We start from the raw sequence: 16,234 nt of genomic DNA, 5'->3' as shown, positions 1-16,234 counted from the left end.
GGTTGTCGGCGCGGGTGCGGGTGTGGTCGCGGGTGGGGTCGCCGGGGCGTTGGTGAGGTAGGAGCGTTGCACCCAGCCGGTCTTGCCGCCGTGGGTGACCTTGGCCCAGGAGCCGGAGGTGGCTTGGATGCTGCCGACGTTGGCGCCCTGCGGGATGACGCCGAGCGAGGTGCCGCTGGCGGACGCGGTGGCCTTGAACGCGAGGGCCGCGGTGGCCGTGTAGGTCGTGACGGGTACCGCGGCCGGGAGCGGTGCCGGCTTCGTCGGCGACACGAGCGTGGCGGAGACCCAGCCGGACTGACCGCCGACCGTGACGGGGATGAACCCCGTTGCGATGCGACCGGGGACGTGCACGACAGTTGTCGCTCTGGGGAGCAGACGGAGAGCGGAATAGCTCGTCGATGGGCCGGTGCGGAGGTTGACGTCGCCGGTGGTGTAGTACGTGCAGGTCGCCGGAGCGGCCTTGGCGGTCACCGTCGTGGCGGACGCGAAGACGTCGACGCCACGCGCCTTCAGGAAAGTGGCGGCGTTCTCCGCTGTGGCGCTCGTCAGCCCGGCGCGCCACAGTTCGAGGTGCAGGTGGTTTCCCGACGACACACCGCTGCTGCCGACCTCACTGATGCGCTGGCCGGCGGTCACGGTCTGGCCGACCTTGACATGTGTCGTCGCCGACCAGATGTGCATGTAGATCGAGGTGTAGGTGGTGCCCGAAATCGTGTGGCGAATCGAGATGTGGCCCACCCGGGAAGACGTTCCGTTCACCGTCGCCGTGACCACGCCAGGCGCGATGGCGTAGATCGGCGCACCGCCCTTCGCGGCCAGATCCACGCCGTAGTGGAAGGTCGAGGCTCCCTGCACAGGGATGCAGCGTGAGCCGTAGTACGACGAGACGGTGTAGGTCTTCGCGGCGAGCGGAAGGCGGAAGGACTCTGTGGCCGCAGGTGTGGGTGTCGCAGCCCCCTGGGCTGCCATCGAGGCGCCCGCCCGGGTCTCGGAAGCGGCCATCGCAGCGGTCGGTGCGAGCCCGCCGAGGATCACCGCCGCGGCTGTGGCCGCTGCCAGAAGGAAAGGACGGGGCGAACGCATGGTGGGCTCTTCAGGTCGACGTACGGGGACAGATTCGCGGTTCGGGTTCCGTGCTGTGAATATTGTCACTTCTCGGTGTGTCTGTCCACTCACGTGGCACATGAGGCGTATGTGACCAACGGGAAGAGCGCCTCACTCGAGCGCAACTAGGATTGAGGCGACATGACCTCCCCTGCCCGTCCCCGCCGCCGCATGACCGGTATCGGCCGCGTCCTCGTCATCGTGTACGCGATCATGGCGCTCGCCGCCACAGGACGATCGTTCGTCCAGATCGTCCAGAGCTTCGACGAGGCTCCACTCGCGTACACGCTCTCCGCGATCTCGGCAGTCGTCTACATCGTCGCGACGCTGGCGCTCGTGTTCGCCGGATCGCGCGGCTGGTACCTCGTCGCGTGGATCGCGATCGTCTTCGAGCTCGCCGGCGTCCTCATCGTCGGCGCCCTGTCCTTCCTCCTTCCCGACCTCTTCGCCCACCCCACCGTGTGGTCGTGGTTCGGGCTCGGATACCTGTTCGTACCGCTCGTGCTGCCGTTCTTCGGGCTGTGGTGGCTCATCACCCATCGCCCGGTGGCGACCGGCGTCGCACCCGAGCCGGCGACGGTCGGAGCATGATCGTCTTCCACGACCCGGCCGAGGTTCCCGTGGGGTTCGGCCCGTCGGTCGTCGCGATCGGCAAGTTCGACGGCGTCCACACCGGGCACCGTGCCGTGATCGATCGAGCCCGCGTCGACGCGGCCACCGGCGGCGCGCGGGTCGTGGCCGTGACATTCGACCGCAATCCGCTCGCGCTCCTGCGACCGGAGATCTGCCCCGACAACCTGATCGGCGTGCACCAGAAGCTGCAGCTGCTGGCCGAGACGGGAATCGACGCGACGCTGCTGCTGCGGTTCGACCGGGAGCTCGCCGACCTTCCTGCGCGGGAGTTCGTCGAGCACGTCCTCGTCGGTGCGCTGGGCGTGCGCACCGTCCTCGTCGGCCGCGACTTCCGGTTCGGACGCGGCGGAGCGGGCAACCCCGAGCTCCTCGCCGACCTCGGTCGCGAGTTCGGCTTCACGGTCGACGTGGTCGACGACGTCCGCGCGATCGACGCCGGCCGCCGCGTGTCGTCGACCTGGATCCGCGAGCTCCTCGCCGAAGGCGACGTCGAGACCGCCGCCAAGCTGCTCGGGCGCGTGCCGTCGGTGTGGGGCGAGGTCGTCCACGGACTCAAGCGGGGCCGCGAGCTCGGCTTCCCGACGGCCAACCTCTCCTCGGAGTGCGAGGGATTCGTTCCGGCCGACGGCGTCTATGCGGGCTGGCTGATCGACGAGGGCTCACCCGATGGCCTGCGCCGCGGCATCCGCTACCCGGCCGCCATCAGCATCGGGACCAACCCCACCTTCGACGACGTGCCGGTGCGGCAGGTCGAGGCCTACGTGCTCGACGAGACCGATCTCGATCTGTATGGGCACCGCGTCGAGATCCAGTTCGCGAGCCGCATCCGCGGAATGGTCGCGTTCGACGGCATCGACGCACTCGTCCGCCAGATGACCGACGACGTCGCACAGGTGCGCTCGGCGCTCAGCTGAGCGGCGGCCATAGACCTCGCCGCGCGCGCGGGCCTACGATCGAGGCGTGCCAGGCCTCGACATCCTTGCCGCTGCAGATGCCGCCGCGAACCCCGTGAACCTCTGGGGTGCGCTGGGGTGCGCGGTGGCCTATTCCGCCTCCCTGCTCGCCACGCTCGACGCGTTCGCCGATCTCATCCTCGCGAGGGGCGACGCCCCCGCCGGACGCCTCACACCCGGGGTAGGCTTGAAGTTCGCGTCCAAGCTGGCGGCCGCGGCGATCGCCGTCATCGCGGCAGGGATCGTCCTGGCCCTCGACGACAACTGGTTCGCTTTCACGAGCCTGACCATCGCGTTCGCGGTGGTCGTCGGAATCGGGGTGATCGTCCTGCTGAGGCACTCGAGGATGATTGCGGATGAGCGGACAGCGACGCGCGCGAGCGGGTGAGGCAGCCTCGCCCTCGCCCACGCCACACGACAGAGGGAGCACCATGAGCCGGACCGACCTGCAGACATTGCCCGAGCGGGCTGTCGCGCTGCTCGGCGGAGAGCCAGACGACACGACGCTGCGGCGCTACCTCCACGGCCTGCCCGGCGTCGACGCCGTCGGCCTCGAACAGCGCGCGGCGGGGCTCGGCACCCGCTCCATCAAGACCACGTCCAAGGCGTGGGCGCTCGACAAGATCATCGAGCTCATCGACCTCACGACGCTCGAAGGCGCCGACACTCCCGGCAAGGTGCGCTCGCTGGTCGCGAAGGCACTGAATCCGGATGCCTCCGACCCGACCTGCCCGCGCGTCGCAGCGGTGTGCGTCTACGGCGACATGGTGCCCCACGCGGTCGAAGCGCTCGGCGCTGCCCACGGCGACCCCGACGAGGGCGGCGTGAGCGTGGCGGCGGTCGCGACCGCGTTCCCGAGCGGCCGGTCGTCGCTCGAGATCAAGCTCGCCGACACGGCCGATGCGGTCGCCGCGGGTGCCGATGAGATCGACATGGTCATCGACCGCGGTGCTTTCCTCGCCGGGCGCTATGGCCTGGTGTTCGACCAGATCGCACGCGTGAAGGAAGCCTGCCGTCGGGAGGACGGCACCTACGCCTCGCTGAAGGTCATCCTCGAGACCGGCGAGCTCAACACCTACGACAACGTCAAGCGCGCGTCGTGGCTGTCGATCCTCGCCGGCGGCGACTTCATCAAGACGTCCACCGGAAAGGTGCAGCCCGCGGCCACCCTGCCGGTGACCCTTCTCATGCTCGAGGTCGTGCGCGACTGGCACCGCGCGACCGGCGAGAAGGTCGGTGTGAAGCCGGCCGGCGGCATCCGCACCTCGAAGGACGCCATCAAGTACCTCGTGACCGTTGCCGAGACCGTGGGCGAAGAGTGGCTGCAGCCGCACCTCTTCCGCTACGGCGCCTCCAGCCTGCTCAACGACGTGCTGCTGCAGCGTCAGAAGCTCGCGAGCGGGCACTACTCCGGCACTGACTACGTGACGATCGACTGACGCTCCCACGAGCTCGGCAACCAGGAGAATCATGAGTTTCCTCGAATACGCACCCGCCCCCGAGTCGCGGGCGATCCTCAATCTGCGCGACGAGTACGGGCTGTTCATCGATGGCGAGTTCCGGCCCGGCGGCGGCGAGTCGTTCGCCTCGATCTCGCCCGCCGACGAGAAGCACATCGCCACGATCGCCACGGCGACCGAGGCCGATGTCGAGGCCGCCGTCGCGGCCGCGCGCCGCGCCTACGACAAGACGTGGTCCAAGCTGAGCGGCCGTGACCGCGGCAAGTACCTCTTCCGCATCGCCCGCCTCGTGCAGGAGCGCGCGAGGGAGCTCGCCGTGGCCGAGAGCCTCGACAACGGCAAGCCCATCAAGGAGAGCCGCGACGTCGATGTTCCGCTCGTCGCCGCCTGGTTCTTCTACTACGCCGGCTGGGCCGACAAGCTCGACTACGCGGGTCTCGGTGCGAACCCGCGCTCGCTCGGCGTGGCCGGTCAGGTCATCCCGTGGAACTTCCCGCTGCTCATGCTCGCGTGGAAGATCGCCCCGGCGCTCGCCGCCGGCAACACGGTCGTGATCAAGCCCGCCGAGACCACGCCGCTGTCGGCGCTCATCTTCGCCGAGATCCTGCAGCAGGCCGACCTACCGCCGGGTGTCGTGAACATCGTGACCGGTGCGGGCGCGACCGGCGCAGCGCTGGTTCGGCATCCCGATGTCAACAAGGTCGCCTTCACCGGCTCGACCCCCGTCGGGCGCGAGATCGCGAAGGCCGTGGCCGGCACCGACAAGAAGCTCACGCTCGAACTGGGTGGCAAGGCAGCGAACATCGTGTTCGAAGACGCCCCCATCGATCAGGCGATCGAGGGCATCGTCAACGGCATCTTCTTCAACCAGGGGCACGTGTGCTGCGCGGGCAGCCGCCTGCTGGTGCAGGAGTCGGTGCACGACGAGGTCGTCGATCGGCTGAAGCAGCGTCTGTCGACGCTGCGCCTGGGCGACCCGCTCGACAAGAACACCGACATCGGTGCGATCAACTCGCGTGAGCAGCTCGATCGCATCCGCGAGCTCAGCCGCATCGGCGAGGAGGAGGGCGCAGTTCGCTGGAGCGCCGACTGCGTGATCCCCGAGAACGGGTTCTGGTTCGCACCGACGATCTTCACCAACGTGCAGGCGAGCCACCGCATCGCCCGCGACGAGATCTTCGGCCCGGTGCTCTCGGTGCTGACGTTCCGCACACCGGCCGAGGCCATCGAGAAGGCGAACAACACTCCCTACGGCCTTTCGGCGGGCATCTGGACCGACAAGGGCTCGCGGATCCTCGCTGTCGCCGACCGCCTGCGCGCCGGTGTCATCTGGGCGAACACGTTCAACCGCTTCGACCCGTCCTCGCCGTTCGGCGGCTACAAGGAGTCGGGTTACGGCCGAGAGGGCGGCAGGCACGGCCTGCTGGCTTACCTGAAGGGAGCGGCGGCGTGAGCAAGCGACTGACCGTGCCGAAGACGTACAAGCTCTACATCGGCGGAGCCTTCCCGCGCAGCGAGTCCGGGCGCACGTACGAGGTCGTCTCGACCAAGGGCGACTTCCTCGCGAACGCGGCGCTCGCGTCGCGCAAGGACGCCCGCGATGCCGTCACCGCCGCCCGCGGGGCCGTGAAGGGCTGGTCGGGAGCGACCGCCTACAACCGCGGCCAGGTGCTGTACCGCGTGGCCGAGATCCTCGAGGGCCGCAAGGCGCAGTTCGTCGACGAGATCGTGCAGCAGACCGGCGTCTCATCGTCTGCCGCCACCGCCGAGGTGGACGAGGCGATCGATCGCTGGGTCTGGTACGCCGGCTGGTGCGACAAGTTCGGCCAGGTCGCCGGCAACGGCAACCCGGTCGCCGGCCCGTACTTCAACATCTCGGTGCCCGAGCCCACCGGCGTCGTCGCGGTCGTCGCGCCGCAGGACACCGCGCTCGTCGGACTCGTGTCGGCCATCGCCCCCGCGCTCGTATCGGGCAACTCCGTCGTCGTCATCGCGTCGCAGCGTTTCCCGCTGTCGGCGATCAGCCTCGCCGAGGTCCTCGCGACGAGCGATGTGCCCGGAGGAGTCGTCAACGTCCTCACCGGCTCGCCCGCCGAGATCGCGCCGTGGCTCGCGTCGCATCCCGACGTGCACGGCCTCGACCTGGTCGGCGCGGGCGACCTCGACTGGATCGACCTGCAGATCGCGGCTGCCGAGACGCTCACGCGGGTGCTCCCGCCCGAGCAGGGGAAGGATGCCGCGTCCCCGAGCCTCGAGCGCATCGCCGCGTTCACCGAGACGAAGACGGTCTGGCACACCAAGAGCCTGATCTGACCTCGCGTCGCCGGGCGCTTCCCGAACGGTGAGCGCCCGATGCGCGGTGTGCGCGAAGCCCCCCCGCCGCCCCGCGCGTGCGGGTTTCGGCAGAGCGAACGCCCCGCCGCGCGCCCGCCAGCTCAGGCCAGGTCGAGCTCGTCCCAGTGGCCGGGCTCGGCCAGCTCGCCGTAGGCGACCTCGAGCCCGTCCGGCGACACCAACGCCACGCACGCCAGGAGCGAGAGCGTCGGATAGCCCAGCGGCCGGTTGTCGCGGATGATCGCGCGATCATCCGTCGGCTCGAGCTCGGCCGAACGCCGCAGCACATCGAGCCAGGCATCCCACCACCGGTCTCCGTCGCCGACGGGCGCGGCCTGGAAGTCGCCGAGCCAGCGGGCGATGCGCGGGGTCGCGGGGTCGTCGACGTCGTCGTGGGCGATCATGTGCGTGCCGGGTGCGAGGTCGGTCGTGCGAAGGACCTCGCCGTCCCAGGTCAGCACGCGCGAGCCATCCGCTCGCACCTCGACGAGGTTGAAGCCGTGGGTCGGCGGCCGGCCCTCGGGTGAGCGACCGAGCACCGAATCCAGCACGATGCCGCCACGCGAGATGAGCTCCGATTCCGGCCGTGTCGCGACATCCGCTCGGTTCAGCAGCACCGACAGCCGGCGCGTCTCGGGATCCGCCGCCAGCCATGCACCGCCGGCGCGCGCATCGCGCACACCCACGACGCCCTCATTCTCGGGCCACCAGGGTCCGAGGGCGTTCCAGGGGCGCTCGGGATCCTCGTCGCGGATCGCCAGCACGCGCGTCGGCTCGTCGGCCGACTCGGGAACGCGGATGACCACGGTGCACATCGAGCGGGCTTCTCCTGTCTGCAGGGATCGAGGTCGTGCCAAGATCGGATGGTGTTCGTCGTCGTCGGAGTCACGGGCGGGATCGCCGCCTACAAGACGGTGCACCTCGTGCGCCTCCTCGTGAAGGAGGGCCATGAGGTGCACGTCGTGCCGACCGACGATGCCGTGCGCTTCGTCGGACTGCCGACGTGGGAGGCGATCAGCCGTCACCCCGTGACGACCTCCGTCCACGATGACGTCGCGCGCGTCCGCCACGTCGCGCTCGGCCAGTCGGCCGATCTCGTGATCGTGGCGCCTGCCACAGCGAACACCCTGGCGAAGATGGCCACCGGCCTGGCGGACGACCTCCTCGGAACGACCCTACTCGCGACCACGGCACCGGTCGTCGTGGCACCGGCGATGCACACCGAGATGTGGCGGCACCCCGCGACGGTCGCGAACATCGCCACGCTGCGGTCCCGGGGTGTGATCATGGTCGGACCCGCCGACGGCGAGCTCACCGGCGGCGACAGCGGGCCGGGGCGCATGTCGGAGCCCGAGCAGATCTTCGAGGAGGCGCTCGCCTCCGTCGCGATCCCCACGGGCGATCTCACCGGCGTGCGTGCGGTCGTCACCGCGGGGGGCACGCGCGAGCCCATCGATCCGGTGCGCTTCATCGGCAATCGCTCGAGCGGGAAGCAGGGGGTCGCCGTCGCGCTCTCGGCCGCCGTCCGCGGGGCTGACGTCGTGCTCATCGCCGCCCATGTCGACGACGGCGTGCTGGCCGAGGCATCCGCTCATCCCCGTCTGACGGTGCTGCGCGCCGGAACCGCGATCGAACTCCGGGATGCGGTGACGGATGCCGCACCCGACGCCGACGTGATCGTCATGGCCGCGGCGGTCGCCGACTACCGCGTGGCGGAGGTGTCCGACGCGAAGCTGGCGAAGGAAGCCGCTGCGGGGCCGGGGATCACGCTGCACCTGATCGAGAACGACGACATCCTGGCGGGTCTCGTGCGCGCGCGCCGCGACGGCCAGACGGTGGTCGGCTTCGCTGCCGAGACGCCGGGCGACGGCGAGACTCTGCTCGATCGCGGGCGCCGCAAGGCGGCACGCAAGGGCGCCGATCTGCTCGCTGTGAACCACGTCGGCTGGTCGAGGGGATTCGAGTCCGACGACAACGAAGTGGTGCTGCTCGACGCGGGCGGCGAGGTCGTCGCCGATGCACGCGGCTCGAAGCGCGAGGTCGCCGACGCCCTCTGGGACGCGGTGCGGAAAACTCGCGCGAAAACTAAGTAACGAAAAGGTAACGGCGCATGTAGAGTGGTCCGCACCCACGTCGACGGAGACGTGGTGAAAGACCCGGAGGACATGCCCGATGCCCTACTCCGCGGCTTCCGATCGCCCACGCGACCGGATCCACGCCCTGCTCGTCGTGTGCGTGCTCGCTGTCGTGAGCCTCATCATTGCCTTCCTCGGCGCGAGCCCCGCCAGAGTCAGCGCGACCGAACTGCTCGGCGATCCGCGCACGCCGGGCGATGCCGCCTTCATCGCCAGCCACCGCGGCGGCGGCGCGACGGCGCCCGAGAACACGTTGGCGGCCGTCTCCGGCGCGCTCGCGGGCGGCTTCGATTACGTCGAGGTCGACGTCGCGCTCACCGCGGACGGGCATCCCGTGCTGATGCACGACGCCAAAGTCGACCGCACGACGAACGGCAGCGGACGCCTCGACTCCCTCACCCTCGCCGAGGTGCGCGCGCTCGACGCGGGGTCGTGGTTCGACCCGAGCTTCGCCGGCACGCGCGTGCCGACGCTGGTCGAGTTCCTCGACCTCCTCGCGCAGTCCGGGGGTCGCGCCATCATCGAACTGAAGGGGGAGTGGGATGCCGCGGCCGCCGACCGCGCACTGGCCGAGGTCACGTCGCGCGACCTCGCCTCGCGCGTCGCGATCGCGAGCTTCGACGCCCGCAGCCTGGCGCTGTCGGCCGCGGCGTCCGACGTCGTGCCGCTGCTGCTCATCCTCAAGCACCTCCCGAAGGATGTCGTGACCGCGACCCAGCAGGCCGGTGCCCGGGGAATCATCGTCGACCGCAAGGCGGTGCTCGCCCGGCCCGAGGTCGTCGATGCGCTGCACGCCGAGGGCACCCGGGTGGTCGTGTACACGCTGAACAAGGACGCCCAGTGGGACGCCGTCACGGCGCTCGGCGTCGACGGCATCGTGACCGACGACCCGCACACGCTGTCGGAGTGGCAGAGCGCGTCGGCGGAGGAGCGCTGAGGCCGGACCGTCGTGCGCCGGGAGCGGTTGCGGTGGTGCGCTCGCGGCGTGCGCGGGCACGCTGACGTGTCGTCACGGCGTAGGGTCGAAGGGGCACCACACAGGATCCGGGGGGATGTCATGTCGCAGGACCGTCGCCGAGACGCGAGCCGCACGCTGGTCGGAGCCGTCGCGCTGATCGCGATCGCGGCATCGCTCGCAGCCTGCCGGCCCGAGCCCGAGCCGTCGGCCACGCCGACCCGATCGACGACGCCGACCACGACAGCGACGGCGACCCCGACGGTCACGCCCACGCCGACTCCCACCGCTGCCGCGTTCGTCGTTCCCGCCACGTGCGAGGAGATCTACTCGGCGGGCATGCTCGCGACCCTCGAGGACGAGAACCCGCCGCTGAACGACCCCGGCGTCACGATGCTCTCGACCCAGGACGTCGACCTGCTCGAGGTCATCGACAGCGGGCTCCCCACGCTGCGCTGCTCGTGGGGCCAGCCGAGCGAGTTCGGACTCGCCACCAACGTGACCGCCGTCGACGCCGACCAGACGGCGTTCGTCGACGAGCAGCTCCGCTCCGGCGGGTTCGACTGCACGACGCTCGGCGACGGCACGATCTGCTCGATGGAGCAGAAGGGTGTCACTCTCGATGACGAGGAGTACAGCAGCGGCGAGACGCACTACATCGGCGGTGGTGGCTGGGTGTCGACGGCCTGGATCAACTTCAACCCCGATGGATACACGGAAGACATCGTCGACACACTCTGGGGCTGAGACCCCCGATTCCGCTAGACTGGACCGCAGGGAATCCGCTGGGGACGCCACAGCTCGCTGAAGCGAGTGCCCGTGGCCGCCGGCGAGAACCACCCGTCCCGCGTTCGCGACGGCGCTTGCGCCGCCCGCGGGAGCATCGCAGAAACTTCGGTCTCGCACCGATCATCGCCGGTCTCCCCGGCACTCACGCTCAGGAGGAGCATGCCGCCCACGGCACCCGCCCAGACGTCTCAGCGACGCCGGAAGTCGTCTTCCTCGCGTCGCGACGACGAGGCGCCCATCATCCCGATCCTCGCCCGCAAGGTGCGCGAGGTCGAGGCCAAGGCCCAGCGAGGCAAGCTCGGGCCTACCAATCGCGTCAAGTTCCAGGTCATCGCGTTCCTGGTGCGCGAGGAGCGCGCCCGCGTGAAGTCGGACACCTCAGTGACCGACGCCGCCCGCGCCGAGCTGCTCAAGCGGCTCGACGGTGTGGCGACGATCCTCGCCAAGACCGCCGCGCGTGACACGTCGCTCATCCAGCTGCTGGAGGTCGACCAGGCCACGTCGCCCGTCGCGCGCCGCATGCGTCGTGACTGGCTGCTCGAGTCGGGGGCCGAGCTGCCGCCCGACGAGCTCATCATCACCGACGTCGCCCCGGTCGCCGTGACGGTGGTGCCCGCCGCGCTCGCCGAGCGCCAGGTCATCCCGCCGCAGGTCGAGGCACGCCGCGAGGCGAACCCGTTCCTCGCGCCCGACCTCACCGCCCGTCCGCCGAAGGAGACCCCGCGCCGCCGTCTGGACGGCTGGGAGCTCATGGGCCCGCTCTACAAGGCCTTCGAGACCGGCGCCGGCGGCGGAAGCGCGACGATGGACCTTCCGCCCGTCCCCGAGTTCGACCGCCTCTCACCGAAGAACCTCGAGGTCATGCCGCACCAGTCGAGGTTCCTCGAGGCCGTGCGCCACGGACACCGCAGCTTCCTGCTGGCCGACGAGCCGGGCCTGGGAAAGACGGCGGAGTCGGTGCTCGCAGCATCCGTCGCCGATGCCTACCCGCTGCTCGCCGTCGTCCCCAACGTCGTCAAGATGAACTGGGCACGCGAGGTCGAGCGCTGGACCCCGCAGCGTCGCGCGACCGTGATCCACGGCGACGGCGAGAACATCGACGCATTCGCCGACGTGTTCATCGTCAACTACGAGATCCTCGACCGTCACCTGTCGTGGCTCGGCGACCTCGGGCTCAAGGGCATGGTCGTCGACGAGGCGCACTTCATCAAGAACCTCACGTCGCAGCGCTCGCAGAATGTGCTCGCCCTCGCTTCGCGCATCCGCGAGCAGGTGCGCAACCCGCTGCTGCTGGCGCTCACGGGAACGCCGCTGATCAACGACGTCGAGGACTTCGATGCGATCTGGCGCTTCCTCGGCTGGACGACGGGTGAGAAGCCCGGTCCGGTGCTGATGGAAAAGCTCGACGAGACCGGGCTGACCCCGGCCGACAAGGCGTTCTACCCCGAGGCCCGCGACGCCGTGATCTCGATGGGAATCGTGCGGCGGAAGAAGAAGGATGTCGCGGCAGACCTGCCCGACAAGCTCATCGCCGACCTCCCCGTCGAACTCGACGACGAATACGGCCGGTCGATCCGGCAGGCCGAGCGTGAGCTCGGCGAGCGGCTCGCCGCCCGCTACCGCCGCATCATCGAGGCGCGCGGCGACCGCGGCCTCGCCCCGGGCGAGGTCGACGGCGACATCGTGCGCCTCGTCGCGCAGAACGAGCTCGAGGAGTCCAAGGCCGCCGGCACGGGTTCCGAGAACGTGTTCACGATGGTGCGCAAGATCGGTCAGGCCAAGGCGCTCCTCGCGGCCGACTACGCCGTGCAGCTGCAGCGCTCGGTGGGCAAGGTCGTCTTCTTCGCGAAGCACATCGATGTGATGGACGCCGCCGAGGCGCACTTCGCCGCAGCCGGTCTCAAGACCGTGTCACTGCGCGGCGACCAGACCACGACCGCCCGTCAGCAGGCGATCGACGCCTTCAATGGCGACCCCGACGTCGGCATCGCCGTCTGCTCGCTCACCGCGGCGGGCGTCGGCGTCAACATGCAGGCGTCGTCGAACGTGGTGCTCGCCGAGCTGTCATGGACGGCCGCCGAGCAGACCCAGGCGATCGATCGCGTGCACCGCATCGGTCAGGACGAGCCCGTGACCGCGTGGCGGATCATCGCCGCGCACACGATCGACACGAAGATCGCCGAGCTCATCGACTCGAAGCAGGGCCTCGCCGCCCGCGCGCTCGACGGCGAGGCCGTCGACCCGCAGTCGAGCGACTCCGTGCAGCTGTCGGCGCTCATGCACCTGACGCGTCAGGCGCTCGGCGCGGACTGAGGTTCGCGGTCGGACTCGGCGCCCCTCTCGCATGCGCGAGGGGGGGCGCCTTTCGTGTGGCGGCCCGTCGCGCTTCGCGTGGGGCGGGCGCTGTGCCTCGCGCCCGATACGGTGACGGCATGATCCTCGATGTCGACACCCTGCTCGCGGGGCCGCGGGGGCGCCGAGTGTGCCTGGAGTACGCGCGAGGGCGCGCCGACCGTGCGCGGGGCGCTGAGCCGGCGCCCGAGAGACTGCAGGATCCCTCGGATGCTGCGACGGCCCTGTGGTGGGCAGCCCTCCGGCTCGACCCGGCGTTCGGTACGAGCACGGTGCTCACCCTCGGCACCTACGAACCGGGCCCCGACGAGGGTCCGACCGTGACGGCGGCGGAGGCAGCCTCGGCCGTCGATGCGCTGGAGCTCGGCGCGCCGACGGCCGCTGACCTGCGGAACGCGCTCGCGATCTCCGTCGATGTCGCGCGGTACTGGCAGGAGCCCGACGGCGACGACATCCTGGCCGCGACAGACGAGATGGTCCGAGCGCTGCGCCGCGTCGCCGAGGTCATCGTGGCTTCGCCGCACGCCGGCTGGTGGGCGACGCCCGTTGCTCGCGATGATCAGTGGACCGTGGGGTGGGAGGGCACGCGGCCCGATCCACCCGAGCGGGTAGCCGCGATGCTCGACGAGTGGCGCGAGGATGCCCGGGTGGAGGAGCAGCGCGCAGCGATCGAGCGGCCCGCCGACCCGACGGCCAACTGGGGCGGAACGTGGTGGTCGATCCCTCCCGCCCCGCTCGTGTCGTCGACGCGCAGGCTCGGCGCGGACGGCCCGGCCGGACTGTGGTTCGTCGAGGACACCCTGGGCTGGCAGACGGCCGCCGCGACGCCGCTAGACGTGCACGCCGGACGCGTGATCGAAATCGACGGGCCCGACGCCTGGATCGACCTGTGCCGGCGGCATCCGCTCGTCGTCACAGCGTCGAGACGACACGAGTGGTACCGCACCACCGGCCGGGTCGGCGACTGGGTGCAGCCGGACTGGTCGAAGGTCGTGAAGGAGGCCGAGGGGGTGCACCTCTCCGTCGCCGGGTATCTCTCCTCCGCCGGGCTCGCGCTCGACGTCGGCGACGGGCGGGCGAGCATGATCGCGGGCTGGAACCCCGACGCGACGTACTGGTTCGCAGGTGTCAGCCCGCGGCCGGCTGAACAGCAGCAGTGGCGAACGGTCGATGACGGGTGGGAACGCGTGAGCGACTGACCGCTCGTGTGGCAGGCCGAGGCATCCGGCACTAATGTCGGGGGAGGCAGCGTCGCCGACCCTCTTCTCCCGACAGCGAGGAACACAGCTATGAAGATCGGCATCCTGACCAGCGGCGGTGACTGCCCCGGACTCAACGCGGTCATCCGCGGCGTCGTGCTCAAGGGGACGACGACGTACGACCTCGAGTTCGTCGGGATCCGCGACGGCTGGCGCGGGGTCGTCGACGGCGACTTCTTCCCGCTGACGCGTCACGAGGTCAAGGGCCTCTCGAAGGTCGGCGGCACGATCCTCGGCACCTCGCGCACGAATCCGTACGAAGGGCCGCGCGGGGGCGCCGAGAACATCGCGAAGACGATGTACGGCCACCGCCTCGACGGCATCATCGCGATCGGCGGCGAGGGCACCCTCGCGGCGGCGAACCGCCTCGCGAACGACGGCATCAACGTGCTCGGCGTCCCCAAGACGATCGACAACGACCTGCGCGCGACCGACTACTCCTTCGGATTCGACACCGCGGTGAACATCGCCACCGACGCGATGGACCGCCTGCGCACCACCGGAGACTCGCACCAGCGCTGCATGGTCGCCGAGGTCATGGGCCGCCACGTCGGCTGGATCGCTCTGCACGCCGGCATGGCGGCCGGCGCCCACGCGATCTGCATCCCCGAGGTGCCGATGTCGATCGACGAGATCGCGGCCCTCGTCTCGCGCGCGCACGACCGCGGCCGTGCGCCGCTGATCGTCGTGTCGGAGGGCTTCACCCTCAAGGGCATGGACGAGGCGTACAGCGACAAGGGCCTCGACGCCTTCAACCGTCCGCGCCTCGGCGGCATCAGCGAGATCATCGCGCCCGAGATCGAGCGCATCACCGGCATCGAGACGCGTTCGACCGTGCTGGGCCACATCCAGCGAGGCGGCTCGCCCTCGGGCTTCGACCGGGTGCTCGCGACCCGCCTCGGCCTCCACGCCGCCGACGCGGTCGTCGACGGCGCCTGGGGCCAGATGGTCGCGATGCGCGGCACCGACATCGTGCGCGTGCCGTTCGCCGAGGCCCTCGGCGAGCTCAACACCGTTCCGCTGTACCGCTACGAAGAGGCCGCCGCGCTCTTCGGCTGAGCCCGGCGTGCGTGGGTTCCGCGGATCGCCGCCCCGCGGCGTCCGCTCTCCCGTCCTTCGTTCTTCGCCGAAACAGGGGATCCGTGGCGAGACCGGGGGTCATGCCCCTCGGCTCGCCGGGAATCCCTTGGTTCGGTGCGCGAACGCGCGCGGGTTCGACGCGAGCGAGGCGAGCAGGAGGGACTGGCGGGGCGAGATGGGCGTCAAACCAGCCGCGCGCAGTTTCCGGTCCAGTGGCTCGACCTGCACGACGTCGGCCCAGTCCCAGCGCACGAAGCCGCCCTCGTGGCGTCGGAGGCGGTCCTCGCGGCGCTTCTCGCGTACGAAATGGTCCTTCATCGCCATCGAGTCGCTCGCGTTGTACTTGCCGTAGCCGTCCGATTCGCCGACGATCCGCAGGCGCCGCCAGTAGAAGTCGGAGCGGTCCGTCTCCCCTTCGTAGGTGAAGACCTGCTGCAGTTCTGGTTTCTCGAATCCGAGCCACTCGATGGCGGCGCGGCTGACGGATTCCCCTGGTGATTCCGCCTGCGCGCTCGCACGTGCTTCCACCCAATCGAGTTGGCGCACTCCTCGTCGATTCGCCTGTGCGCGGCCGCGGACACTCAACTCGAAGGATGGTCCTCCGGCGGGGAGCAGGCGCAGCGCGGCATCCGCCACAGCGAGGGCGAACGCCGGAGGGAGGACGCGACAGAGGTCGAGAGTGGTGTCGGCCAGCCCGGTCGTCATGAGCGCACCGGCATGGAGCGCGCGTTCATCCGTCCAGCCGTGGACGATGACGTCGCCCTCCCGCCACGATCTGCCGTCCGGGCTCAGGAGGTGGATGTTCCGTGCCTCGCCTAGCAACGGCAATCCCAGTTCGGATGCCGCCGACTCGAGGCAGAACACCGGCGCCGACCAGGTGCGTGCGACGGCGTGGACGCGCAGACGATATCGCTCCCAAGGCATCAGCGCCGCCCACTCGCTGCGACGGACGTACACACCGGCTCTGACGCGTTGCAACGCGCCGTCGCGGTCGAGACGTGCGATGTCGCCGGGTCGTTCGCGCGTCAGATAAAGGGCGGGGAGTGCAGCCGACACACCACGAGCATGTGCGCGGCAGTTTCGCGCTCAAGGGGCTTCCCACCTATGCGTGCACACCGCCCAGCGCCGACCTCCTGGGGAGGAGGCACGCGGCTTCAGACGTCGAAGCAGGGGATCC

Annotated in this window: 15 protein-coding genes; 12 read left to right on the top strand and 3 right to left on the bottom strand. The window is 70.2% G+C overall.

The window, feature by feature from the left end; genetic code table 11:
- Positions 1–1,086, bottom strand: a 1,086-nt coding sequence (locus H9622_RS00460; protein WP_191763195.1) for a peptidoglycan DD-metalloendopeptidase family protein, incomplete at its 3' end; no start/stop codon positions are given.
- Between the two features lie 162 nt (positions 1,087–1,248).
- On the opposite strand from H9622_RS00460, the gene H9622_RS00455 reads away from it, so the two are divergent.
- From H9622_RS00455 to H9622_RS00430, 6 genes are read left to right on the top strand one after another with little or no spacing between them, the layout of a single operon-like run.
- Entirely contained in the window at positions 1,249–1,698 is a 450-nt protein-coding gene (locus H9622_RS00455) for a hypothetical protein (RefSeq protein WP_225221507.1), read from the top strand.
- Positions 1,695–2,654 (top strand): bifunctional riboflavin kinase/FAD synthetase, encoded by a 960-nt coding sequence (locus H9622_RS00450; RefSeq protein WP_191763193.1) that lies wholly within the window; start codon positions 1,695–1,697, stop codon positions 2,652–2,654. The genes H9622_RS00455 and H9622_RS00450 overlap by 4 nt, the downstream gene beginning before the upstream one ends.
- Before the next feature lie 46 nt (positions 2,655–2,700).
- Positions 2,701–3,081, top strand: a complete 381-nt coding sequence (locus H9622_RS00445) for a hypothetical protein (protein ID WP_191763191.1) — start codon at positions 2,701–2,703, stop codon at positions 3,079–3,081.
- A gap of 43 nt (positions 3,082–3,124) precedes the next feature.
- Positions 3,125–4,132: a deoxyribose-phosphate aldolase gene (gene deoC / locus H9622_RS00440; protein WP_191763189.1), complete on the top strand. Its 1,008-nt coding sequence runs from the start codon at positions 3,125–3,127 to the stop codon at positions 4,130–4,132.
- A 31-nt stretch (positions 4,133–4,163) separates the two neighbouring features.
- On the top strand, positions 4,164–5,606 hold the full coding sequence (locus tag H9622_RS00435) for an aldehyde dehydrogenase family protein (protein ID WP_191763186.1): 1,443 nt from the start codon (positions 4,164–4,166) through the stop codon (positions 5,604–5,606).
- Complete coding sequence (locus tag H9622_RS00430; RefSeq protein ID WP_191763184.1) at positions 5,603–6,466, top strand: aldehyde dehydrogenase family protein; 864 nt, start codon at positions 5,603–5,605, stop codon at positions 6,464–6,466. Before H9622_RS00435 ends, H9622_RS00430 begins: the two co-directional genes overlap by 4 nt.
- 122 nt (positions 6,467–6,588) lie before the next feature.
- On the opposite strand, the gene H9622_RS00425 is transcribed toward H9622_RS00430, so the two are convergent.
- Positions 6,589–7,302 carry an NRDE family protein gene (locus H9622_RS00425; protein WP_191763182.1) on the bottom strand — a complete coding sequence of 238 codons (714 nt, stop codon included), beginning with the start codon at positions 7,300–7,302 and terminating at the stop codon, positions 6,589–6,591.
- Positions 7,303–7,353: 51 nt separating this feature from the next.
- Here H9622_RS00425 and coaBC point away from each other — a divergent pair, with 51 nt between their 5' ends.
- From coaBC to H9622_RS00395, 6 genes are all read left to right on the top strand, one after another.
- The gene (gene coaBC / locus H9622_RS00420; protein WP_191763180.1) at positions 7,354–8,580 is read left to right on the top strand and encodes a bifunctional phosphopantothenoylcysteine decarboxylase/phosphopantothenate--cysteine ligase CoaBC; all 1,227 of its coding nucleotides are present in this window, start codon (positions 7,354–7,356) and stop codon (positions 8,578–8,580) included.
- 79 nt (positions 8,581–8,659) lie between these two features.
- Positions 8,660–9,559 (top strand): glycerophosphodiester phosphodiesterase, encoded by a 900-nt coding sequence (locus H9622_RS00415; protein WP_191763178.1) that lies wholly within the window; start codon positions 8,660–8,662, stop codon positions 9,557–9,559.
- A 120-nt stretch (positions 9,560–9,679) separates the two neighbouring features.
- Complete coding sequence (locus H9622_RS00410) at positions 9,680–10,324, top strand: hypothetical protein (protein WP_191763176.1); 645 nt, start codon at positions 9,680–9,682, stop codon at positions 10,322–10,324.
- Between the two features lie 201 nt (positions 10,325–10,525).
- Entirely contained in the window at positions 10,526–12,679 is a 2,154-nt protein-coding gene (locus tag H9622_RS00405) for a DEAD/DEAH box helicase (protein ID WP_191763173.1), read from the top strand.
- A gap of 119 nt (positions 12,680–12,798) precedes the next feature.
- Complete coding sequence (locus H9622_RS00400) at positions 12,799–13,917, top strand: hypothetical protein (RefSeq protein ID WP_191763171.1); 1,119 nt, start codon at positions 12,799–12,801, stop codon at positions 13,915–13,917.
- Positions 13,918–14,007: 90 nt separating this feature from the next.
- Positions 14,008–15,036, top strand: a complete 1,029-nt coding sequence (locus H9622_RS00395; protein ID WP_191763169.1) for an ATP-dependent 6-phosphofructokinase — start codon at positions 14,008–14,010, stop codon at positions 15,034–15,036.
- 99 nt (positions 15,037–15,135) lie between these two features.
- On the opposite strand, the gene H9622_RS00390 is transcribed toward H9622_RS00395, so the two are convergent.
- A complete protein-coding gene (locus tag H9622_RS00390; protein WP_191763167.1) occupies positions 15,136–15,981 on the bottom strand; it encodes a hypothetical protein in 846 nt (281 codons plus the stop codon).
- Positions 15,982–16,234 lie beyond the last annotated feature (253 nt).

Origin of the sequence: Microbacterium gallinarum (assembly GCF_014837165.1) — a bacterium.
Classification (GTDB): Bacteria; Actinomycetota; Actinomycetes; order Actinomycetales; family Microbacteriaceae; genus Microbacterium; species Microbacterium gallinarum.
Note: the sequence above shows the minus strand (reverse complement) of the source record. Positions and strands in the feature narration are given on the sequence as shown.